The organism is Deefgea piscis (assembly GCF_019665785.1).
Classification (GTDB): domain Bacteria; phylum Pseudomonadota; class Gammaproteobacteria; order Burkholderiales; family Chitinibacteraceae; genus Deefgea.
On record NZ_CP081149.1, the window covers coordinates 1,771,352 to 1,793,295 of the forward strand.

20 protein-coding genes are annotated in these 21,944 nt (G+C 47.6%); 9 read left to right on the plus strand and 11 right to left on the minus strand.

The features are described from left to right. Positions 1-422: 422 nt before the first annotated feature. Entirely contained in the window at positions 423-887 is a 465-nt protein-coding gene (trmL, locus tag K4H25_RS08205) for a tRNA (uridine(34)/cytosine(34)/5-carboxymethylaminomethyluridine(34)-2'-O)-methyltransferase TrmL (protein ID WP_173533854.1), read from the minus strand. 89 nt (positions 888-976) lie between these two features. Here trmL and K4H25_RS08210 point away from each other — a divergent pair, with 89 nt between their 5' ends. Next, positions 977-1,333, plus strand: coding sequence for a hypothetical protein (locus tag K4H25_RS08210; RefSeq protein ID WP_221022812.1), 357 nt, complete (start codon positions 977-979; stop codon positions 1,331-1,333). A gap of 88 nt (positions 1,334-1,421) precedes the next feature. Beyond that, entirely contained in the window at positions 1,422-2,276 is an 855-nt protein-coding gene (gene purU, locus K4H25_RS08215) for a formyltetrahydrofolate deformylase (RefSeq protein WP_221022813.1), read from the plus strand. A 115-nt stretch (positions 2,277-2,391) separates the two neighbouring features. Here purU and K4H25_RS08220 read toward each other — a convergent pair whose 3' ends face one another. From K4H25_RS08220 to K4H25_RS08245, 6 genes are all read right to left on the minus strand, one after another. Then, on the minus strand, positions 2,392-3,762 hold the full coding sequence (locus K4H25_RS08220; protein ID WP_221022814.1) for a sensor histidine kinase: 1,371 nt from the start codon (positions 3,760-3,762) through the stop codon (positions 2,392-2,394). Further along, a complete protein-coding gene (locus K4H25_RS08225) occupies positions 3,749-4,447 on the minus strand; it encodes a response regulator transcription factor (protein WP_221022815.1) in 699 nt (232 codons plus the stop codon). The genes K4H25_RS08220 and K4H25_RS08225 overlap by 14 nt, the downstream gene beginning before the upstream one ends. A gap of 69 nt (positions 4,448-4,516) precedes the next feature. Next, positions 4,517-5,623, minus strand: a complete 1,107-nt coding sequence (gene hemH, locus K4H25_RS08230; protein ID WP_221022816.1) for a ferrochelatase — start codon at positions 5,621-5,623, stop codon at positions 4,517-4,519. A 58-nt stretch (positions 5,624-5,681) separates the two neighbouring features. Further along, a complete protein-coding gene (locus K4H25_RS08235; RefSeq protein WP_221022817.1) occupies positions 5,682-7,613 on the minus strand; it encodes a transglutaminase TgpA family protein in 1,932 nt (643 codons plus the stop codon). Then, complete coding sequence (locus K4H25_RS08240; RefSeq protein ID WP_221022818.1) at positions 7,610-8,572, minus strand: DUF58 domain-containing protein; 963 nt, start codon at positions 8,570-8,572, stop codon at positions 7,610-7,612. Before K4H25_RS08240 ends, K4H25_RS08235 begins: the two co-directional genes overlap by 4 nt. Further along, entirely contained in the window at positions 8,572-9,507 is a 936-nt protein-coding gene (locus K4H25_RS08245; protein ID WP_221022819.1) for an AAA family ATPase, read from the minus strand. Before K4H25_RS08245 ends, K4H25_RS08240 begins: the two co-directional genes overlap by 1 nt. A 280-nt stretch (positions 9,508-9,787) precedes the next feature. On the opposite strand from K4H25_RS08245, the gene K4H25_RS08250 reads away from it, so the two are divergent. From K4H25_RS08250 to astE, 6 genes are all read left to right on the plus strand, one after another. Beyond that, positions 9,788-10,726, plus strand: a complete 939-nt coding sequence (locus tag K4H25_RS08250) for a histone deacetylase family protein (protein ID WP_255588178.1) — start codon at positions 9,788-9,790, stop codon at positions 10,724-10,726. After that, positions 10,719-11,216, plus strand: coding sequence for a C40 family peptidase (locus K4H25_RS08255; RefSeq protein WP_221022820.1), 498 nt, complete (start codon positions 10,719-10,721; stop codon positions 11,214-11,216). Before K4H25_RS08250 ends, K4H25_RS08255 begins: the two co-directional genes overlap by 8 nt. 108 nt (positions 11,217-11,324) lie before the next feature. Then, the gene (astA, locus tag K4H25_RS08260; protein WP_221022821.1) at positions 11,325-12,347 is read left to right on the plus strand and encodes an arginine N-succinyltransferase; all 1,023 of its coding nucleotides are present in this window, start codon (positions 11,325-11,327) and stop codon (positions 12,345-12,347) included. Positions 12,348-12,357: 10 nt separating this feature from the next. Continuing rightward, positions 12,358-13,815, plus strand: a complete 1,458-nt coding sequence (astD, locus tag K4H25_RS08265; RefSeq protein ID WP_221022822.1) for a succinylglutamate-semialdehyde dehydrogenase — start codon at positions 12,358-12,360, stop codon at positions 13,813-13,815. Then, a complete protein-coding gene (gene astB / locus K4H25_RS08270) occupies positions 13,812-15,167 on the plus strand; it encodes an N-succinylarginine dihydrolase (RefSeq protein ID WP_221022823.1) in 1,356 nt (451 codons plus the stop codon). The genes astD and astB overlap by 4 nt, the downstream gene beginning before the upstream one ends. A gap of 72 nt (positions 15,168-15,239) precedes the next feature. Then, positions 15,240-16,244, plus strand: a complete 1,005-nt coding sequence (astE, locus tag K4H25_RS08275; RefSeq protein WP_221022824.1) for a succinylglutamate desuccinylase — start codon at positions 15,240-15,242, stop codon at positions 16,242-16,244. A gap of 61 nt (positions 16,245-16,305) precedes the next feature. On the opposite strand, the gene K4H25_RS08280 is transcribed toward astE, so the two are convergent. Continuing rightward, a complete protein-coding gene (locus tag K4H25_RS08280; protein ID WP_221020097.1) occupies positions 16,306-17,235 on the minus strand; it encodes a C40 family peptidase in 930 nt (309 codons plus the stop codon). Positions 17,236-17,328: 93 nt separating this feature from the next. On the opposite strand from K4H25_RS08280, the gene K4H25_RS08285 reads away from it, so the two are divergent. Next, positions 17,329-19,014 (plus strand): ABC1 kinase family protein, encoded by a 1,686-nt coding sequence (locus K4H25_RS08285; protein WP_221020098.1) that lies wholly within the window; start codon positions 17,329-17,331, stop codon positions 19,012-19,014. Here K4H25_RS08285 and K4H25_RS08290 read toward each other — a convergent pair. The 3 genes from K4H25_RS08290 to K4H25_RS08300 form a co-directional block, all read right to left on the minus strand. Continuing rightward, complete coding sequence (locus tag K4H25_RS08290; protein ID WP_221020099.1) at positions 19,011-19,508, minus strand: DNA-deoxyinosine glycosylase; 498 nt, start codon at positions 19,506-19,508, stop codon at positions 19,011-19,013. The two genes, K4H25_RS08285 and K4H25_RS08290, sit on opposite strands and share 4 nt — an antisense overlap. A gap of 4 nt (positions 19,509-19,512) precedes the next feature. Further along, a complete protein-coding gene (locus K4H25_RS08295; protein ID WP_221020100.1) occupies positions 19,513-21,306 on the minus strand; it encodes a methyl-accepting chemotaxis protein in 1,794 nt (597 codons plus the stop codon). A gap of 224 nt (positions 21,307-21,530) precedes the next feature. Further along, positions 21,531-21,944: a tellurite resistance TerB family protein gene (locus tag K4H25_RS08300; protein WP_221020101.1), complete on the minus strand. Its 414-nt coding sequence runs from the start codon at positions 21,942-21,944 to the stop codon at positions 21,531-21,533.

Consider the following 21,944-nt stretch of genomic DNA (forward strand, 5'->3'; position numbering starts at 1 on the left):
TAAGTTACAAATTCGATGCCAGAGGCGTTCAACTGAATGCACCTAAACGATTAAGCAAATATAGCTAGTCGATGTAGGGTCCTGAATGTCGAGTTTATCCTTCGGCAATGCAAGAATAGACCCGCAACCCTATTGAAGAAAGCTGGGGAAATCCGTATTGGGTACAACAGCACTAGGTAAATCCCCTTAGGGCTTAAGGCATATTCAGAGCGAGTGGTATTAGTTTTTTGAAGGGGTCGGCTGTTTTAGGTGGTCACTGAAATGCTGTGTTTGAGTTGGCTGATTGGTGTTTTTGGACTGATTTAAAAAGAAATATTGATTTTAATGTGGCAAATCAGAGCTTGCTCTCGGCGTTGCTGGTTGGTCATTTTCGATCTCGAACAAGCCTGATTTATTCATTATTCTTTTAAATTGGTATTACTTTATGCGCCACCAATAAAGCCGTTTTGACGCCATGCTTCATAAATGGTGATCGCCACCGAATTGGATAAATTCAGGCTGCGATTGTCTGGCTGCATTGGGACGCGAATACGCCGATCGGCAGCAAAAGTTTGTAATAAATCGGCTGGTAAGCCACGTGTTTCAGGGCCAAAGACAAATACATCGCCTGGCTCATATTGCAGTAAGTCAAAACGCTGCGAGCCTTTAGTGGTTGCCGCAAAAAAGCGCTGACCGGCTAAGTGCGCGACACAAGCATCCCAGTCTTCATGCACCAGCATATTGGCGTACTCATGATAATCCAGCCCCGCTCGCTTCATTTTGGTGTCATCCAAAGGAAAACCCAGTGGTTTAACCAGATGCAAAATGCAGCCCGTATTGGCGGCTAAACGAATGACGTTGCCCGTATTGGGGGGGATTTCAGGTTGAAACAAAACAATATTAAACATGATGTCAGCTGATGAATGGAAGAGTAAAAGAAAAGGTGAACCGAATCGTTCCAGCTAAGCTGAAACAGTGTAGCTGCTAAGGAATACCAATGGATATCGTACCGCAAGAGTTACTCTGTGCAGTAGCTAAAGTTGCCAAAGAAGCAAGTTTATCACCGGAACAGACGATGGCTTTGGCGTTTCGTGTTTTAGATCATCCAATCTTAGCGCCAAGCGGTATATTTTATAGCCCCGCTCGGTGCGCTGGCTTTGGGCGGGCGATTTATGCTGCATTATTTGCCCATTCATTGGCCTTGGTGGCCGATTTGAAAAGCCCAACGGGGTTTCGCTGGTCGACGGCTTTGCCGTCGTATGGCTTTAGTCCGCCATTTGAACAGTTTTTTCTTGATGGAATCTTATTGGCAAAGGCGCAGCGTACAACGGTGAAAAATACGCTTCACGGCTGATTAAAGGCAATACTTGGACTGGCGCGACTGTTTTCTGGGGGTGGGTGCTGTTAGAATAAGGCTACAACTTTATTCAAGATGATGCCGAATGACACATACCGCGACACTACTGATCAGCTGCCCAGATCGAAAAGGTCTGTCTGCCGCGATCGCTAATTTTTTGTATACTTATAACGCCAATATTGTGCATTCAGATCAACATCAAGACAATACCGATGGCTTGTTTTTGATGCGTATCGAGTGGGATTTGGCTGACTTTACTTTAGATATGAAAGCATTTGCTGCGGCTTTTCAGCCGATTGCCGATCGTTTTCAAATGACGTGGAAAGTTTCTTTATCGAATCGTCCACAAAAAGTCGCTATTTTTGTTTCGAAATATGATCATTGCTTGGTCGATTTATTGCACCGACATAAAAGTGGCGAATTTAATTGTGAAATTCCACTGATTATTTCTAATCATGAAGATTGCCGCGCTTTGGCCGATTTTTATGGTATTGAATACCACGTAATTGCTGTCGGTAAAGACAATAAAGCGGCAGCAGAGGCGGCACAAACTGCATTGCTGCATGAAAAAGAAATTGATTTGATTGTGCTGGCGCGATATATGCAAGTGCTAAGTCACGAATTTACTGCGCAATTTCCGCAGCGCATTATCAATATTCATCATAGTTTCTTGCCGGCTTTTGATGGCGCAAAGCCTTACCATCGTGCGTTTGCACGTGGGGTTAAGTTAATTGGTGCGACCAGCCATTATGTGACTGAAGTGCTCGATGATGGTCCAATTATTGAGCAAGATGTGAATCGTATTTCGCATCGAGACGATGTTGAAGCATTGATCCAGCAAGGCCGTGATTTAGAGCGCGTGGTCTTGTCACGTGCGGTGCGTTGGCATTTGCAGCATCGTGTTTTGGTGTATTCAAATAAAACGGTTATTTTTGATTAATCACGCCGTGTTGATTTGTGTACGGCAATAAAAAAGTCCCGCTCTTAGATGCGGGACTTTTTTATTGCCGTTGACTTACATAATTTAAAAAATTATAGGGGTATAGCGTACAGCATTAGGTATTTAGCTCTGTTTTTGGCAATACCACATGTACAATTAAACCATGCGGGTCGGCATCGAGTAATTGCACACTACCGGCGTGACGCTCTGCAATTTCTCGCACAATCGCCATGCCAAGTCCACAGCCATTGCCTGTTTGCTCGCGGCGATAAAAACGTTCAAACACCCGATCTTTGTCGCTATCAGGAATACCGGGGCCATTGTCTTCGACATCAACGATGTAGTTCTTTTCGTCTTCTGTGAGTCGAACGGTCACGCTGCCGTCGCGTGGAATGTATTTAATGGCGTTTTCAACCAAGTTAATAAACATTTCTCTCAGTAGTGCCGAGTTGCCATGCAGTGGCGCGTCTTGCACAAAGCAATCGCAACCTAGATCAATCCGCGCGGCTAAAGCGCGTGGCACCAGCTCGGCAGTTAAGTCGCGAATGATTTTGGCCAAATCCATATGCACTTTAGGGATGCTGGTTTGGCTACCGGGCTCTGAGCGAGCTAAGGTCAATAGTTGATTAACTAAGTGAATGCTTCGCGTGGCACTGGTATGCACCATGTTGAGTCGTTCGCGCAGACCTTCAGGCGAATTTTCACGCATGGCCAATTCAGTTTGTGATTTTAAACCCGCTAATGGGGTACGCAATTGGTGCGCCGCATCGGCAATAAATCGACGTTGCCGGTCAATACTGGCTTCGGTGGTTGCCAATAAATGATTGAGTGCCGCCGAAAGGGCGTTGAGCTCTCTTGGGGCATCTTGTAAGGCCAATGGCGATAAATCTTGTGGTTTACGTAATTCCATCATCGATTGCAACTGCGCTAATGGTCGTAAGCCTAGGCCGATACCCCACCAGACAAAGAAAATCGTGATGATAATCAGTAAGAGTAAAGGGATTGCAGTAGATAGGAAAATATTTCGGGTATATACATCACGTTCATGTAGATTAAACGCGATTTGTATTGTTCTATCCGATTGATTCGCACTTTTTTGCAGAAGTACGCGATATTCCTGACCGTTGATTGTTTGGTAATAAAAGAACGGATCGTTTTGCGCTTGATGCGTTTGGGGTAAGACTATTTCTGCTCGACCGGCAATTAAGCGCTGATTGCTGTCATGGATAGAAAAAATTTCCAAATCATCCAGTGAATCAATAGTTGCGATAATTTTGTTGCTGAGTTCCGGGCTAATCTGCGCTTGGGATTGGATGAGTTTAGCTACGGCATTGGCCGATTTGATTAAACGTTTATCAATTGCATTGTCGGCATAGTGCAAAGTAATTGATAAAAAAAGTGCTGCCCCAGCAAGGCAAAATACCAGCTGGGGCAGTAAAAGCCACAACAATAATTGTTGTCGTAGCGAAGTTTTAGTTAGTCGCATCAGTAGGAATGACTTGCTGCTTTTCAAGTAAATAACCCAAACCACGGATGGTACGAATTACCACGCCAGCTGGGTCTAATTTTTTACGTAAACGATGCACGTAAACTTCAATCGCATTCAGGCCAACTTCAGCGTTTTCATTGCCTAATTCACTAACGATTTGCTCTTTAGTGACTACGCGGTCGATGTTTGACATCAAGATTTCGAGTACGGTTAATTCACGAGCTGACAAATCAAGCGGAGTGTCGTTGCACCATGCACGTTGACCGGCACGGTCAAGACGCAAATTGCCAAGCTGTTGTACTGATTGTGGCAAGATTTGGCTGCGGCGTAATAGTGCACGCAAACGCGCTTCGAGTTCAGAGAATTCAAATGGTTTTGCCAAATAATCATCAGCACCTGCATCCAAACCTGCAACGCGTTCATCTAAACCGTCAAGCGCGGTTAGAATCAAAATAGGTAAAGAAGGCTTATGCTGACGAACATTACGCAATACAGTCAGGCCGTCCATGTTTGGCAGGCCGATATCCAAAACAACGGCATCGTAGTCGTTGTGCAGTAAAATTTGTAATGCTAATGCGCCATCATTAACGCAGTCGCATTGAAAGTCTGCTTGCGAAAGACTTGATTTTAGCGCATCGGCTAAGATCAGGTCGTCTTCAGCTAAGAATAGTTTAATGGCCATTGGGTATATCCCCTTTTGTAAGATTAAGCTTACCGCAGAGTGTAGCGTTAATTTCTAAAATCCCCAAGTTCAATTTGTTGTATTTATGGTCTTGTATCGATTAAGTGATTGATTTAATTCATTTATATTTCTTTTTTCTGCTTTACCGTTTGTCAGCCAGCCTGTCAGCTCGGTGCGAACCAATTCTTCGAGCGTAGAAATCCACTTGGCATGATCATTCAGGCAAGGAATAAACTGATAGCTTTTTCCGCCCGCTTGTAGGTAGTCATGCCGACCTTCAATGGCAATTTCTTCCAATGTTTCTAAGCAGTCGGCAACAAATCCGGGGCAGATCACATCCAGCTGTGATAGTTGCTGTTGGCCAAGTTGTTGGAGTACCTGACTGGTATAGGGTTTCAGCCATTCAGCTTTGCCAAAGCGAGATTGAAATGAGACGGTATATTGTTCCGGACTTAGATCAAGTGCTTCGGCTAATAGTCGGCCGGTTTTGAGTGCGTGGCAGTGATAGGGGTCGCCTTTTTCGAGCGTGTAGCGTGGCACGCCGTGAAAACTCATTAATAAGTGCTCGCCTTTGCCATTGGCTTGCCAGTGCTGGCGAACTTGCGCGGCCAAGGCGGCGATATAGTGAGGATGGTCGTAATAAGGTGCCACGGTGCGGATGGCCGGTTGAAAGCGTGTTTTTTGTAATACCCGATAAACTTCATCATTCACGCTGGCAGTAGTGCTGGCAGCATATTGTGGATACATCGGAACGATAATGATTTTATTGCAATTGAGTGCTTTCAATTTGCTGATTTGGCTTTCGATTGAAGGCGAGCCGTAGCGCATTGCATAGTCAACAACCAGTTGTTCTGGAAACGCTTCACCCAGTTGCCCTTTGAGGAGTTTGGCTTGTTTGATGGTCCAAACTTTAAGTGGTGAGCCTTCTTTAGTCCAAATACTGGCGTATTTTGCAGCACTTTTTTTCGGGCGTACGGTCAAAATAATGCCGTTGAGAATGCACCACCAAATGGCTTTAGGAATTTCAACCACGCGTGGGTCGGAAAGAAACTGTCTTAAGTAGGGGCGTACAGCTTGGGCGGTTGGTGCCTCTGGTGTGCCTAGGTTGATTAAAAGCACGCCAATTTTGGCTGGATTTTGATGTGCGAATTGCGGTTCAGTTAAAAAGCGAGCCATAGTTTTAAATGAGAATGAGTGAATGAGGGTGCGGCCATCATAAATCGATCTGTTTGAATTAAGCAAAACGTTTAATGGCGATTTTTAATTGCGCTAATGCGCTGCTGTCTTGGGCATAACGTGCCGCCAAATAGAGATCGGTGATCTCAATGATGCTGGCCGCTAATTCGGGCTGTGCTATTTGGCAGCGTGCAGCAAACTGGCTGGCTGTTTCATGCGGTGCTTTATAAAGTTGATAGCGATGTAATTTTTTGCAATAGCGTGCAAATAATTGATTGGCAATGTCGGTCGGTTGCGCCGGGTTGCGATGTAAAAAATAAATTAAAAACCCACCAAGAATAAGTAGTAATCCACCGCATAAATAGAGTAAAAATCGCCAAGAGAGAAAGTCATTAATGCCTAGCCGCTGAAGTAAATTCAATTGGCGTTGACTGTCATAAGCAATCACCCATTGATTCCAATGATTCACCCACGCATCAAGATGCAATCGCATGGCTTTGATGAATGTCGCGTTGCGACTCAATAGGCTGGGCAGTGCATCATTTTGCCAGCGAGACGCAAAGCTGTTTTCGAAGCCATTTTCGATGCGTGTGGGCGAAACCATAAAGGTAGGATCGACGCGCTGCCAACCTTGCTCTGGCAACCAAACCTCAACCCAAGCGTGGGCATCGGCTTGTCGAATGATGTAGTAATTACCATTGGGATTGAACTGGCCGCCTTGGTAACCGGTAACAATACGTGCCGGCACGTTGGCGGCCCGCATCAGCACCGCGAACGCACTGGCGTAATGCTCGCAATAACCCTGTTTTGATTCAAATAAAAACTCATCAATTCGGTCTTTTTTTTCTAGCAATGGAGGAGTCAGCGTGTAGCTGAAATGCTGGGTTTTTAGCCATTGCAAGCCCGATTGCACGCGTTGCGCAGGTGTTTGTTGTTGCCAGCTTTGCGCGAGGGATGTTGTTTTTGGGTTGAGCGCAGGTGGTAGTTGCAGTGCCGCTGCAGTGTCAGCGTCGCCCAAGGTTTGCCAGTGTAGGGTGCTACTGGCGGTGTAGCGCAATCTTTGATTGATCGGGCTGCGCTGGATTAATTGCAATTGTGTGTTCAATATCGCCGATTGCGGGAATTCGGTTGGTAAATCCAGTGCCAGTAACCAGTTTTGTTGATGTGGCTCTAAGGTAATGCTGTAGTTGACTTGCGGACCGCGTGCGATGATTGGCGGTGGGTTGCTCGAGTTTGCAGTGGCGGGTAACCAGTATTGGCCATCGAATTGATTGAACACTGGGCCACGCCAATACAGTTGATCTTGCCGTGGTGCTATGCCATTAAATTGCGCACGAAAAGCGATGCGATCGTCTTGGATTAATTGATTTAAGCTGCCTGGCGACATCTTTTCCCCAGATAGACCGGTGCGAGCGGCTTTCTCGTTGGGCAAACTCCAGAGTGGTGCAGGTAGGCGAGGGAATAAAACAAACAATAGAATGGCAAGGGGTATTGCCTGAAAGCAGATTTTTATCGCTGCCTTAATGGATATACCTAGGGTTAGTATATTGTTTTCTAAACGTAGTGCAATACTCACCGTTGCGACTAAGGCTAACCCTGCCAACGCCGCTTGCCAAGGCGCTTGCCCATGTAAAAAACTGATCCCTGTCGCAAAAAATGCCAGCAATAACATAGCATGTGCATCGCGGATGGTGCGTGTTTCATACAGTTTGCTAATACACAGCGCAATGAATACGGCAATCCCACCTTCGCGGCCGATGAGGCTTTGATGGGCTTGATAAACGAGGAGCAAGCTTAAGATCGCCAGTAATAAGCTCAAGTGTCGCGGTATTTGCATCCGCCATTGGGGGCTCAGTCCACAAAAAGCTAGCAGTGCCAATCCGAGCAAACCGGATAGCCAAGGGGCTTGCATGATGAGATGCGGCAGGCAAACCAAGAGCATCAGCACGCCAAGTTGCTGTTGTTCTGGCGGAGTCAGTTGGCGGCTCATCGTGGGGGTGAAAATTGCGCGAGTGCCATTAAGCAGCGTTGCAGATGCATGGCGTCTGATGCTGGGGCAAAGTGAATATTGGGTAGCTCTAGCCCATAGTCTTGGCCGCGTTCGTGGGCGGCTAAAATCCAAGCACAAAGCCGACTTAAAGCCTGCTCAAGTTCTAAATCTTGCACATCATCCCAGTGAAAATAGCGGCTTTCTGCTGCGGGAGATTGAAAGTGCTTTACCAGCAACTGCTCGCCATGTGCGCTTTGTTTCCACGCAATGGCATGCTTGGCGTCGCCGCGTTGAAATAAACGCAAACCATTAAATTCATCGTGGCCATTGGTGTTGGATGAAGTTTGTCCGCTCGATTGATCTTGTCCGAGTGGTGGCTGCGGTGGGTTTTGTTCTGGCGCAGGATAGACCCACAATGATTGCGGGCTGTTTAGGTAGCTCCAACAGCGAAACAAGGCCATGGGTTGAGTTGACTCTAGGCGTAAGCGCGGCAGAGTGACTGCACCACGTTGTGGGCATGACACTCGTAAAGTGACGTCTTGTGTCTCCCACGGGGGCAGGTTTGCTAGCCAAGCAATAGGGCTGAGGCGGCAAGAGACTTGCAGTTGGCTGCGGGAGATGTTTTTTTTATTTTCGATGCGAATTAACACTGCGGCTTGTTCGCCCGCAAAAACTGCCGATGCCGGTTGTGCCTCCAACCGCAGGCCGAGTAAATTGGCATACGATTTGAGCATGATGGTTTGGCCAATCCCAATTAGTAAAAATGCAAAAAGCAAACCAAGATTGAGTTGATAGTTTAAAGCGCCAACGAGCAGTGTGAGCACCATAAAGCTGTAAGCGAAACCATAGCGTGTCGGCAAAATATAGAGTTGCTGATGATGGATTTTTTGTGGGCCGCTGCGCGCTGGATGACGGCGATTGATCCAGCGCTGCCATGATTTATTGAAAGCGGACTTCATTAAGGAATTGCGACCTGCGTCAAGATTTGCTGAGCCGCGGCAAAGTCATTGCGATGGCTTTGTTTTGAGATTAACCGATGGCCAGCAACGGCGACAAAAACCTGTTGCACATCATCGGGCAGCACCATATTGCGTCCATTGAGCCATGCCCAAGCTTTGCTGGCGTTAACCAAGCCTAATGCCGCTCGCGGCGATAGGCCATACACAAATTGCGTGTCGCGGCGCGTGTGTGCAATCAGCGCCTGAATATAATCGAGCAGTGCGGGTGAGGTGGTGATTTGTAGTGTCGCGGCTTGCGCGGCGATAAGTTGCTCTGCGTTGAGTAAGGCAGCTGTTTGTTGGAGTAAAACTTGTCGATCTAGTCCCTCGAGTAAGGCGCGCTCGGCGGCGGGACTAGGGTAACCCAGCTCAATGCGCAATAAAAATCGATCCAGTTGCGATTCGGGTAAAGGGAAAGTACCAATTTGCTGCTGTGGGTTTTGTGTTGCAATCACAAAGAAAGGCGCAGGTAATGAATGTGTTTGTCCATCCAGTGTAACTTGGCGCTCGGCCATCGACTCGAGTAAGGCCGATTGCGTTTTGGCTGTAGCGCGGTTGATTTCATCGGCTAACAAGATTTGCGTGAAAATTGGGCCAGGATGAAAATGAAAGCGTGCTTCATTGCGCTCATATACTGAAACCCCAAGTAAATCGGCAGGCAGTAAGTCACTGGTAAATTGAATGCGGGCAAACGCCAAACCTAAAACTCGGGCTAAAGCATGGGCTAAGGTGGTTTTACCAACGCCGGGGATGTCTTCAATTAATAAATGGCCTTGGGCCAAAATACACGTTAACGCAAGCCGAATGGTGTGAGGCTTACCCAGAATAATTTGATTTAATTGCTGCTCGGCGGCGTGGAGTTGCTGCAACAGGCGTGGCGTTGTTGATGGTGTCATTCTTTCCCTCTTGTGCTGTGCAGCGTAAACTTAACAATAAACAGGTCTATTGAGCAAGCGCTAAGTCAGGAGGTATCGTATTGGGTGAGCCGAAACGGATTGATCTCAAGACGGTTTTTGAAGCGCGTAAGAGTAATGCAAAGATTAAGAGCGTCGCAAGTTTTCTTGATTGTGCAGAATCAACGATAAAAAACATGTTGAGCAAGTATAAATCTATGTAATCAGCATTTGTTTTTCCTATGAAAAGCAATATGAATATAGTCAACTAGGGGCAATTTCTGTGGTCGGTTCCTGTGGTGCAACGGCATATATTACTCATCCATCGTGTGTGATGCATGAAATGGGGCAAGGTCATCCTGAATGTCCTGAGCGTTTGGCGGCGATTCAAGATCGCTTAATCGCGGCGGGAATTTGGGATTATTTATTGCATGTGACTGCGCAAGCGGCGACGCGTGAGCAATTGCTGCGGGTGCATCCGGCGGCGTATTTAGATCGTTTAGCCGTAGCCAGCCCAGCGCAAGGGCATGTGCATTTAGAACCCGATACGGTGTTAAATCCCTATACCTTGAACGCCGCTTATCATGGCGCGGGGGCGGGGATTCAGGCGGTTGATTTGGTGATGCAAGGCAAGGCGCAAAACGCATTTTGCGCGATTCGTCCACCGGGGCATCATGCAGAAAAAGAAAAAGCCTTTGGGTTTTGTTTTTTAAGTAATGTCGCGATTGCCGCCAAGCATGCAATGGCCGTGTATGGCTTAGAGCGGGTGGCGATTGTGGATTTTGATGTGCACCACGGCAATGGGACTGAAGACTGCTTATGGGATGAACCTCGCGCTTTGATGGTGAGTATTTTTCAGCATCCGTTTTTTCCTTATTCAGGGGATGTGCCGATGGCGGAGAATATGCACAATATTGCGATGCCGAGGGCGACTAAAAGCGCGGAGTTTCGTGAAGTGGTCACCCAACAATGGTTACCCTTGCTCAACGAATTTAAGCCGCAACTGATTTTGATTTCAGCCGGTTTTGATGCGCATCTTGAAGATGAAATGGGATCGATGGGCTTAGTTGAAGCCGATTATGCGTGGGTGACGCAGCAGTTAATGAAAGTGGCGGCGCGCTACAGTGAACATCGCATCGTGTCGATGTTAGAAGGTGGTTACGATTTATCTGCGCTGGCGCGTAGCGTGACTGAACATGTGCGAGCGTTGGTAGATGATTAAATTTGCGATCACTTTGCTGTGTGGGTTTTTTATACTCACTGGGTGTACTTCAACCAAACCTATAAAAAATAAGCCTGCCAAGCCAATACCCTCACTGGCCAACATTAAAGTCGATGGAGCTGGCCGCGAAGTGGTGATGTATGCGCTGGGTTTACTGGAGACGCAATACCAGTTTGGTGGCACCAATCCAGAAGCAGGGCTCGACTGCAGTGGATTGGTCTTACTGGTGTATAAAAACGCCTTAGGCGTTACCTTGCCACGCACTGCCGCGGCAATGGCAGCCGCCGCAAGGCCGGTGAGTCAGTCTGAAATGCGGGCGGGTGATTTGGTGTTTTTTAAAACCACCGATCGCTCGTTTTCACATGTTGGTATCTATCTTGGCGATGAAAAATTTATTCATGCGCCGTCAAGTAATGGTCGAGTTCGGATTGAATCACTAAAAAATGTTTACTTTGCGCCGCGCTTTGAAGGGGCGCGCACCTTGATGTAGGCCAATCAGTAAATAGCACAGTGCATCACGCTTCAATGGGGATAGTACCGATACGCGGTTTTTCAACACTTTGCTACATTGGTTATATTCCATTTTTAGTTGAAGACCATGTTAATACGCCCGATCGTCCCCGCAGATCTAGAGGCGCTCCTTGCTTTGGCAGCGACCGCGGGTGTAGGCGTTACAACGTTACAGCCCAATCCTGAGCGCTTAAGTGCGCGCATTCAAACCAGTAATCTAAGTCTGCATGGTCAACTTGACTTGGCTGACGCCAGTTATTTATTCGTGCTTGAAGACGACGATAGTCAACAAATCGTCGGTATTTGCGGCGTTGAAGCCGCTTTGGGTCTGCATGACACTTGGTACAACTACCGAGTGGGTCTGTCGGTGCATGCGTCGCGCGAAATGCAAATCTATAAGCAACTGCCGACGCTATTTTTGACTTCCGATTTAACTGGTTCAAGCGAGTTGTGCTCTTTGTTTTTAAAGCCAACTTATCGCCGAGATGGTAATGGCGCTTTATTGTCTAAAAGTCGTTTTTTGTTTATGGCGGAGTTTCCTGATCGATTTTCAGAGCGTGTGATTGCAGAAATGCGCGGCGTTTCTGATGAAACCGGACGTTCGCCATTTTGGGAAAGTTTAGGCCGGCATTTTTTTACGATGGATTTCGCTAAAGCGGATTTTCTCTCTTACGTCGGCAGCAAATCGTTTATTGCTGAACTGATGCCCAAACATCCGATCTATACCTGCTTCTTGTCTGATGAGGCGAGAGCCGCTTTGGGGCACGTGCATCCGGCAACGGAACCGGCACGCGCTTTGCTGGAGTCCGAAGGCTTTCGTTATCAAGGCTATGTCGATATTTTTGATGCCGGTCCAAGCTTGGAATGCAGCTTGGCCGATATTCGTGCCATCAAAGACAGTGCCGTATTTCCCGTTTTGCCCGTCGCCACCGAGCCGATTGATGGCTCAGTTTGGTTAGTGAGCAATCGAAGCCTGACTGATTTTAGAGTTACTTTAGCGGTGTCCTTGCCACAAGATGGCATCTTGCCGCTGACGAGCGAAGTATTAACACGCTTAAATTTAACGCATGACGCGACTGTTCGTGCTGTGCCTTTGTCCGCAAAGGTTTAAAGGAAAAAGTATGCAATTAATTCATGGGCATTGGCTGTCTGGCCGTGGTGAGGTTTTTTCTTCGCGCAATCCAGTAACGCAAGACATTGTTTGGCAAGGTGCTGCTGCCAATGAAGATGATGTGAAGGAGGCGGTTTGTGCCGCTCGTGCCGCGTTTATTGCTTGGCGTGATTTGCAGTTTGCCGAGCGTGCGGCGTTGATTCGCAACTTTGCTGAGCTATTAAAGGCCAATCAGGCCAGTTTGGCCGATGTGATTGGTATTGAAACGGGTAAACCGCGTTGGGAAGCATTGACTGAAGTGGCAACCATGGTCAATAAAATCGAGATCTCGATCAAAAGTTACGATGAGCGAACTGGCTATAAAGAGGCGCAGCAAGGCGATGCGCAAGCCGTGTTACGCCATCGACCGCATGGCGTGGTGGCGGTATTTGGTCCGTATAATTTCCCGGGTCATTTACCCAATGGTCACATTGTGCCAGCGCTGCTGGCAGGCAATTGCGTGGTGTTTAAACCGTCTGAATTGGCACCGATGACCGCGCAAAAAACCGCTGAGTTATGGATAGCTGCCGGTTTGCCAGAGGGCGTATTGAATGTGGTGCAAGGTGGGCGTGAAACCGGAGTCGCTTTGGCGGCCAACTCCGATTTAGATGGTTTGTATTTTACCGGTAGTGCGCATACTGGCTATGCCTTGCATCGCCAATTTGCCGGTGCGCCACACAAAATTTTGGCGCTAGAAATGGGCGGCAATAATCCATTGGTGGTGGAGGAGGTGAGTGACGTTGATGCGGCAATCCACCATGTGATTCAATCGGCATTTATTTCTGCGGGTCAACGTTGTACCTGTGCACGGCGTTTGCTCTTGCCGGTTGGTGCGTGGGGCGATGCGTTTATTGCGCGCCTGATTACAGTCACTGCCGCTTTACAAGTCGGTACTTGGGATGCGCCAGCCCAGCCCTTTATGGGCGCGGTGATTTCACTGGCGGCGGCCGATGCAATGCTGGCGGCGCAGCAGCGTTTGCAAGCCCAAGGCGCGCAAACTTTATTAGCCATGCAACGATTGATGCCCAATACCGCCTTATTGTCGCCTGGCATCTTAGATGTCACTGGTTTGGCGGATTTGCCGGATGAAGAATATTTTGGCCCTTTGCTGCAAGTGCAGCGTTATACCGATTTTGATCAAGCGCTGGTGCTGGCCAATCGCACGCAGTTTGGCTTGGCGGCGGGTTTATTGTCTGATTCGCGCTCGCAATATGACTATTTTTGGCGTGCGTCGCGTGCTGGCATTGTGAATTGGAATAAACCGCTGACCGGCGCGTCCAGTGCTGCGCCATTTGGTGGTATTGGCGCTTCGGGCAATCATCGCGCCAGTGCGTATTATGCCGCTGATTATTGTGCCTATCCGGTGGCCTCGATTGAGGCTGAGCAATTGCAGTTGCCGGCTCAGTTGCCAGTGGGGATGACTTTATGAGTTCAGTACGGGCATTTGAAGCCAATTTTGATGGTTTGGTAGGGCCGACGCATCATTATGGTGGTCACTCGTTTGGCAATGTGGCATCCACGGGCAATGCCAATCAAGTGGCCAATCCCCGCGAAGCGGCTTTACAGGGCTTAGCCAAGATGAAGGCCTTGGCCGATTTGGGCTATCGCCAAGGCGTATTGCCGCCGCAAGAGCGGCCGGCATTGTGGATGTTGCGCGACCTAGGGTATACGGGTAGCGACGCTGAGATTATTGCTGCGATGGGCAATACCCCGTCGGGATTTTTGTCTTCGTTGAGTTCAGCGTCTTCGATGTGGACCGCCAATGCGGCGACCGTCAGTCCATCCGCCGATACGCAAGATGGTCGGGTGCATTTTACGGTAGCGAATTTACAAAATAAATTTCACCGCGCCATCGAGCACAAACAAACCGCCCGTACGTTAAAAAGCATTTTCGCGCACCCACAGCATTTTATGGTGCACGACGCTTTGCCGATGCTCGCGGCTTTAGGGGACGAAGGTGCGGCCAACCACACTCGACTGTGTCATGACTATGCCGAGCGAGGGGTGGAGTTTTTTGTTTATGGTCGTCAACACTGGGGCGGCGCAATTGCGCCGCAGCACTATCCGGCTAGACAAACTCGGGAGGCGAGCGAGGCGGTGATTCGTCGCCATGGTTTAGCCGCCAGTCACACGGTGTTGGCGCAGCAAAACCCCGCAGTGATTGATGCCGGGGTATTTCATAATGATGTGATTGCGGTGGGCAATCAAAACGTGTTGTTTTGTCATCAAGATGCTTTTTTAGCCTCTGATCAAGTGTATGCCGAGTTGACGGCCAAAATGGCCGGGCAATTACACATTATTGAAGTTTCCCGTGATGTAGTCAGCGTCGCCGACGCGGTGAAGTCGTATTTATTTAATAGCCAATTGCTGGCTAAGCCCGATGGCAGGCAGCGCCTTGTCGTTCCTGAGGAATGCCGTAATACACCAGCGGTATGGGCTTATCTGCAAGCATTGCAAGCGAGCAATGGGCCCATAGATGAGTTATTGGTCTATGACTTAAAACAGAGTATGCAAAATGGTGGCGGCCCAGCGTGTTTGCGGTTGCGGGTGGCTTTAAATGAAGTTGAAGCCAGCGCGGTCAATGCTGGGGTATGGATGAATGATGCGCTGTATGCACGGCTGACGCAGTGGGTTGAGCGGCATTACCGTGATCGTTTAGTTGAAGCGGATTTGCTTGATCCGAGTTTTGTTATTGAAGTGCGTAGCGCATTGGATGAATTGACACAGATTTTACAATTAGGGTCGATTTATCCGTTTCAGATGCAAGGCGTGGATGTTTAAGAACGCCCGTGTCATGGGCTGATCCTGCTAAAATTAGCTCACCATTATCGATTTCCCTTGGGTTAAGTGCAAATGAGTCGTTTTTTACAAGAAACATTATCAGGAAATACCGCCATCGCCTTGCCGTACTGCTTGCCGACAGGGGCTGGCGTACAGGTGATGGATGAGGGGGTGATTCGATTCGAGCCGCAAGACATCGATAATACGGCATTGGATTTGGTGATCTCCTGCGGTATTCATGGGAATGAAACTGCACCCGTTGAATTAGTCGATCAGCTGATTGAGCAAATCATGCTGGGTGCAATTAAAGTGCGCGCACGGGTGTTGTTTATTTTTGGCAATGTGGCGGCTTTGCGTTTAGGGCACCGTTTTGTTGAAGAAGACATGAATCGACTGTTTTCTCGCACGCCAGAGGTGGAAGACGGCATTGAGAAAAGGCGCGCCGCCATGCTAGAAATGCATGTAATGCGGTTTTTTCAAGCCAATGCACAAGCGAAAAAACCTAGGTTTCATTACGATTTACATACGGCGATTCACGGTTCTTTGATTGAAAAGTTTGCAATTTATCCGCTACCTAAACCGGGAAATACCTTCTCGACCGTTGAAATCGCGCGTTTGTCATTGGCAGGGGTCGATACGGTGTTATTACAATCGACGGTATCGAGTACCTTTTCGTTTTTTTCCAGCCGACATTGTAATGCCGCAGCATTTACCATTGAGTTAGGTAGTGCGCGTCCGTTTGGCGAAAATCAGCAAATCGACTTATCAAAAATGGCCGCCTATTTGCAGCAATTGATACAAGGGGAGCTGCCAACGCCAGATTTGGTGCCGGAGCAGGTGCAAGTATTCCGTGTTTCGCGTGAAGTGATTAAAAAAACCAATGATTTTAAATTTGCCATTGATGGCAAAACAGATAACTTTACGCCCTTGGCGCAAGGTTTAGTTTTGGCGGAAGATCAAGGTGAGCAATTTATTGTTGAAGAGGCGAACGCACGGATTATTTTCCCTAATCCTGATGTGCCACCCGGTTTGCGCGCGGGCTTGGTGATTGTGCCAGCAAAAGATTTTGATATTTAAATCGCGCATAATGTAAAAAAGCCATTCATTGAATGGCTTTTTTATTGGCTAAAATAAGTGATTATTTTTTAGCTTGATTTGTCGCTTTGGGTTTTGCGCTGCTGGTTTTTGGGGCGACTTTACGCGGGGTTTTATTCGCCGGTTTTTTCGCCACATTTTTGTTAGCAGTTACTTTTTTACTACTTGCTTTGCGACTCGTCGTGGCGCTTTTTTGCGCTTTTGTCGTTTTACGGGCTTGTACTGTACTTGGCTTACTGGTAACAGTTGAGCATTGCGTCACCGTTTTTTTGTTCTTGCCTTTGCCGGTGGTTACTTTTTTACAAACTCGTTTGCTGCTACTGCTTGCTGATGAAGTCGCCACTGCGCTGCGTTTGTTTTCATTGCTGCTGGCAGTCAGCATGGCGTTTACATTTAAGCCTTCAGAGTTGCCTGCGTCGGCCATTCGACGCGCACCAGTAAAGCGCGTTGTCCAATAGTTAATGCCCATATTGGCCACTTCGACGCTGCGCCCAGCGCGTGGTGAATGAATGAAACGATTGTCACCCAGATAAATGCCAACGTGAGAGAACGTTCTGCCTAAGGTGTTGAAAAAAACCAAGTCGCCTGGTTTTAATTCTGATTTGTCGATGGTTTTACCTTTTTGCGCCATCTCGAAGGCGGTGCGAGGCAAGGTTAAATTCATCGAATTTTGAAAAACATAGCGAATAAAACCGCTGCAATCGAGCCCCGATTCAGGCGTGTCGCCGCCCCAAGTGTATTTCACACCAATTAAGCTCATTGCAGATAAAAGTAAATCCTGAGCCGGTGTATAGTCAGCTTGTTTTTCAGCAGATTTTTTATTGCGCTTGGCTTTACTGGCGGTATTGCCGCTGGGTTTGTTGGCGCCCCAGCTACTTGGGGTCGCAACTTCGCCAACTGGCATCTCCTCGTCGGCATAGACAGGGAGTGCGCTCAGGCTAAATAGTGTGGTGAGAATGATGATCCATTTCATGGGCAGGAACTGTACGGATGTGGAATCGGGCTGTAAAGCATAAAATTGAAAAAATCCGAATTTTATTGGTTTCATTTAAGGAAATAGGACTGAATGCTGAAAGAAACGTTCACAGTTGTGAGAGATTTACCTCGAGTGAGAGAGATTGTAGCGATTTTGATTCGTTATGGCCTTGGCAATTTGGTGCAAAAATTAGGCTTGAACAAAGGAATAGAACGCGCTAGCGATGCCTTACATTTGCCCGGTGAGCATGAAATTGAATTGCTTGAGCCGGCAGTACGTGTTCGACAAGCATTAGAGCAATTGGGCCCGACATTTATTAAATTGGGTCAGGTTTTAGCCACTCGGGTGGATATGTTTACCCCCGATTGGATTGCTGAATTTGAGAAATTACAAAGTGAAGTACCACCGCTGGATTTTGCCATTTTATTGCCCGAATTACAGCAGTTGTTAGGCGATGATCCGCATGCGATTTTTAAAGCTTTAGATCCCATTCCTGTGGGCTCAGCTTCAATCGCTCAGGTGCATCGAGCGCAGTTGCAAGACGGTACTGAGGTCGTGTTAAAGATTCGCCGGCCGGGGATTATTCCAAAAATTGAAGCCGATTTACGTATTTTGCGGCACATTGCCAGCTTGGCTGAATTTGAGTTTCCAGATTTGCGGCGTTATCAGCCGGTGCGGATTGTGGATGAGTTTGCCAAGTCGCTGCGTCGAGAGCTGAATTTGTCGACCGAAGCGCGTAATTTAGAGCGCTTTGTACAAAATTTTGCAGCGCATGATGAAATTGAAATTCCACGCATTTGGTGGCAATGGACTGGCGAGAGTTTGAATGTACAAAGTTATATCGGCGGGATCGCGGGCAATGATTTAGCGGCAGTCGATGCCGCAGGCATGGACAGAAAAGTATTGGCTGCCCGTGGCGCGGATGCCGTACTCAAAATGGTGTTAATCGATGGTTATTTTCATGCCGACCCACATCCTGGTAATGTGAAGTATTTGCCGGGCAACCGGATTGCGTTTCTTGATTTTGGTATGGTTGGCCGTTTGCCACGGCCACGGCGCGATCAAATTGTCGATTTATTGGCCGCTTTATCGCAGCGCGATGAACATGGCATTTTAAATGTATTGCTCGAGTGGACCGGCGACACCTTGGTGGATGAGGCTAAATTGGCCAGTGATATTGCTGATTTTATGTTTAATTACGAGAATCTACCGCTAAAAGACGTTCCGTTTGGGCATATGCTCAACGATGTTGCCGTCATTATGAGGGATCATGAAATTACATTGCCGTCGGACTTAACCTTGTTATTTAAAGCACTGATCACCTTGGAAGGTTTGGGGCGCCAGCTTGATCCGGAATTTAAAATGGTGCCACATCTGACGCCATTTGTGAAAGAAGTCATTCTTGAGCGCTTGAGTCCTAAAGCTTGGTTTAAAACCAGTAAAGACAATGTGTTTGAAGCATTTAGTGTGTTGTCCGGTTTGCCAAGTGATATTGGTAAGCTGATCAAACAAGCTAGACGCGGTAGTTTGAAGGTGGATTTGGACTTAAAACGCTTAGATCGTTTTGGCAGTTTACTGGCAAAAAGTGCCAATCGCTTGACGATGGGAATTGTGACTGGCGCATTGATTATTGGCTCATCGATTGCCATGACAATTAAGACAGGGCCCACTTTATTGGGGATGCCTTTATTGGGATTTTTGGGATTTGTGGTCGCCTTGGTCAATGCGATTTGGTTGATGTTTGCGATTTGGGCTTCAGGCAAAGACGAGCGCTAAGTTTTTAAATAAGGGCTTAGCGCAGTGAGCCAAGCCTTGGTCTTATGACTCTTATTAAGGGTATAGGCAGGGCTACTCGATGGTAAGACGACTTGCTCGATATACCCTGGTATAAGTTTGCTGCCGTATTTGGCTGCTGCTTGGCCATTAAAAGCCACTAACTGCAGTTGAGCTTGCGCTCTACACCATGCGTCAAGCGGATTGAATTGTGGTGTTTGGATTGCGGCATCAAGGCTGCCAACGCGGCTAGCTTGTTGCACCACATCCCAAAGCGCAATGCCGTGTTGCTTGATGAGGGTGTAGCGTTCAGCAAATGGACGTTGTGTTAAGTCGACGGCAATCAATTGGCTGATGATGTGCCAAAAGGCGTTCCTCGGGTGGGCATAGTAATGCCCAGCATTGAGTGAGGCGTCGCCTGGCAAACTGCCTAAAATTAAGATGCGGCTATTGGCATCAAACACCGCATTAAAGCTAGATTTTTGTAGCTCAGACATGCATTTAGGCGCTGGCTAAAATCGCATTACCATCAAACCCTAAGCGCAATCCACCCCAGTGTCGACCATTGACAGTGATAGGGACATCGATTTCCGTCATGATTTCGCCGGTATCGCGAACATAGGTTTGCAATAAAAAGCGTTCGGTATTGCGTGCGGCACGCAGCCCAGCGGGGTCGTTAAAAATACGTTGGTGACGGCTTTCGATCAAGTCAATGGCGCTTTCTCCGGTTGGCGCTTTGGCATACCAGCTATTGTGGGTCGGCGCGTAGCCATTGCAGTCAACGGCTAAAACAAAGCGCCCGCCAGGCGCGTTTTTGGCGAGTTCATCGTAAAGTGGTTGGATGTCCGACACAAAGTGCGCGTTGTATTCGGTTTGATATTTTTGTGGTTGGGTATTGGGTAAGGGGCGATAGCTGTGGTCAAACACATTGATGCCACGCTGATGGAGTGCCTCTATTTGGGCGGCAATCCGATCGCGGTATTGGCATACCGAAGAGATACTGGAATCAAGCGCGCCTTGGCCCACGGTAAAACGGCCAATCATGGCTTGGACTTTTTCTGCCGCTTGCGCCACATCAAAAGAAGATTGCGCTGAACGCCCCATTTTTTCATTCACCCCGAGTGATAGCTGGTGAATCTCTGACACGTTGGCATTGACCAAATTATTGGCGCTGGTGAAGTTTTCGAGTGTTTGAGCAATGCCTGTTAAGGCTTGAGCGGTCATTTCAAAATCTTGCATCAATTGTGCAAACTGCAATGATGCCTTCGCAACAGCATCTCTTGTTAAGTTGGCATCCGTGGTAATCATGGCGGTTTCGGCCAAAGTTTCGGCCACTTGGCTGAGCATATTGTCGATATCGTTGGATATTTCATCGGTTGCGACGCCGACTTTTTCTGCCAGTTTACGTACTTCATCGGCGACGACGGCAAAACCACGCCCTTGTTCACCGGCACGTGCAGCTTCAATGGCGGCATTTAGCGCTAATAAATTGGTTTGTCCGGCAATTTCTTTGATCAAATCAACAATGGTTTTGATGCTGGCTGAACGTTGATTTAATCCGTCAACGGTGTGGTTGAAAGACGCAATTTTATGCGTGATCGCATTGATGCGCGTGGTGACGTCTTGTAGTTCACTTGATGATTGTCGCGCCATTTGTAAATTTTGTGCTGTCGTTTGCGCAATTTCGCCAGTGCGGTGCGAGACATGGTTAATGCCTTCGGTTGTTGCATTGCTGGCGTTGACGACATTTCTGGCTAGCGTATCTTGCTGGGCGGTGGCAGACGCTGAATCTTTGATGTTTTTTTGTGATTTGGCTGCCTCAAGCGCCATGCCAACCGTCATGGTTTGTACATTGGCAATGATGTCTCGTTGTTTACTTAAAAAACGGTTGCAGGTAAGGGCGAGTTGGCTAATTTCATCGGAGTAGGGGGCTGGAATATCCTTTGAAAGATCCCCTTCGTGACTAGCGGCCTCGTCAAAAACTTGATCGATGCGTTGTACCGGTTTGGTAATCCAAAAATGAAAATAAGTAATTTCAATGACACAGAGTAATACAGTAAGGGCGGTGCAGGCGATGGCAAACCATTGCAAATGCTGAATTTCTTGCAGTATCAGTTGGCTGGTAGCCGGAGCTAGTTGCGCGAGCGTGGGGCTGAGTTTGGATTCAAGTTGGTGGCTGGCGATGAGGAGTAATGTCGGAAAGATTAAAAATAAGCCAATAAAAGCAAATTTTTTAGCCAACGTTGAGATAAATCTGCGTTCCAGTGCAGTGTGTAATTCGATAACCCAGCTCATGGCGTACCTGTCTTGGTATTTTATTATTTTAGGGTGCGCGCCACGGTGTGGTGCGGGTTGAATTACTCAAGCCGAGCGATGTGTATTTGTACAATGTTTGCTGGCTTGAGCTGGCAATTTTTTGCTGTTGCCAAGGTGTACATTGAATATACCGACCTTATTGCCAAGACATAAAGCTTAAGCAATGTGTGTAGTCTTATGTACAGCTTGTGCCATTTGCGGGTTTATTCGCCAAAAGCTATCGCTAAATCGTCGAGTGATAAATGCCATTTTTTGAGCATGCGGCTAAATACTGCTAATTCAGCGTCGCAAATTTCTTGGTCTGATTTGGCGATGTCCAGTGCTAGTGCCGCCAATTGCAGACGTTTTTGTGGCTCATCAATCGTTTCAAGTAGATCGTCAATTCGTTGCTTATCAATTAAGCGAATTTGGCCGTTTTCATCGGCTTCATCACTGATATCGGCGCAATAAGCTTGTAATACTTGGATGAAGCCTTTGCGGGTAATGCCAAGAATTTCATAGGCGCGTAAGTGTTCTAGTTCTTCGATTTCTTCTGGGTCAAAACTACCATCACACATCATTTGCATGACTAAGATACGTGCCATGGCTTCTGGGCTATTGCTAGGGTATTTTTTCAT

What these genes read in the sequence shown, in the direction of transcription:
- trmL (WP_173533854.1), bottom strand. Translation starts at nt 887, where the DNA reads ATGTTTAATATTGTTTTGTTTCAACCTGAAATCCCCCCCAATACGGGC.
- K4H25_RS08210 (WP_221022812.1), top strand. Translation starts at nt 977, where the DNA reads ATGGATATCGTACCGCAAGAGTTACTCTGTGCAGTAGCTAAAGTTGCC.
- purU (WP_221022813.1), top strand. Translation starts at nt 1,422, where the DNA reads ATGACACATACCGCGACACTACTGATCAGCTGCCCAGATCGAAAAGGT.
- K4H25_RS08220 (WP_221022814.1), bottom strand. Translation starts at nt 3,762, where the DNA reads ATGCGACTAACTAAAACTTCGCTACGACAACAATTATTGTTGTGGCTT.
- K4H25_RS08225 (WP_221022815.1), bottom strand. Translation starts at nt 4,447, where the DNA reads ATGGCCATTAAACTATTCTTAGCTGAAGACGACCTGATCTTAGCCGAT.
- hemH (WP_221022816.1), bottom strand. Translation starts at nt 5,623, where the DNA reads ATGGCTCGCTTTTTAACTGAACCGCAATTCGCACATCAAAATCCAGCC.
- K4H25_RS08235 (WP_221022817.1), bottom strand. Translation starts at nt 7,613, where the DNA reads ATGAGCCGCCAACTGACTCCGCCAGAACAACAGCAACTTGGCGTGCTG.
- K4H25_RS08240 (WP_221022818.1), bottom strand. Translation starts at nt 8,572, where the DNA reads ATGAAGTCCGCTTTCAATAAATCATGGCAGCGCTGGATCAATCGCCGT.
- K4H25_RS08245 (WP_221022819.1), bottom strand. Translation starts at nt 9,507, where the DNA reads ATGACACCATCAACAACGCCACGCCTGTTGCAGCAACTCCACGCCGCC.
- K4H25_RS08255 (WP_221022820.1), top strand. Translation starts at nt 10,719, where the DNA reads ATGATTAAATTTGCGATCACTTTGCTGTGTGGGTTTTTTATACTCACT.
- astA (WP_221022821.1), top strand. Translation starts at nt 11,325, where the DNA reads ATGTTAATACGCCCGATCGTCCCCGCAGATCTAGAGGCGCTCCTTGCT.
- astD (WP_221022822.1), top strand. Translation starts at nt 12,358, where the DNA reads ATGCAATTAATTCATGGGCATTGGCTGTCTGGCCGTGGTGAGGTTTTT.
- astB (WP_221022823.1), top strand. Translation starts at nt 13,812, where the DNA reads ATGAGTTCAGTACGGGCATTTGAAGCCAATTTTGATGGTTTGGTAGGG.
- astE (WP_221022824.1), top strand. Translation starts at nt 15,240, where the DNA reads ATGAGTCGTTTTTTACAAGAAACATTATCAGGAAATACCGCCATCGCC.
- K4H25_RS08280 (WP_221020097.1), bottom strand. Translation starts at nt 17,235, where the DNA reads ATGAAATGGATCATCATTCTCACCACACTATTTAGCCTGAGCGCACTC.
- K4H25_RS08285 (WP_221020098.1), top strand. Translation starts at nt 17,329, where the DNA reads ATGCTGAAAGAAACGTTCACAGTTGTGAGAGATTTACCTCGAGTGAGA.
- K4H25_RS08290 (WP_221020099.1), bottom strand. Translation starts at nt 19,508, where the DNA reads ATGTCTGAGCTACAAAAATCTAGCTTTAATGCGGTGTTTGATGCCAAT.
- K4H25_RS08295 (WP_221020100.1), bottom strand. Translation starts at nt 21,306, where the DNA reads ATGAGCTGGGTTATCGAATTACACACTGCACTGGAACGCAGATTTATC.
- K4H25_RS08300 (WP_221020101.1), bottom strand. Translation starts at nt 21,944, where the DNA reads ATGAAAAAATACCCTAGCAATAGCCCAGAAGCCATGGCACGTATCTTA.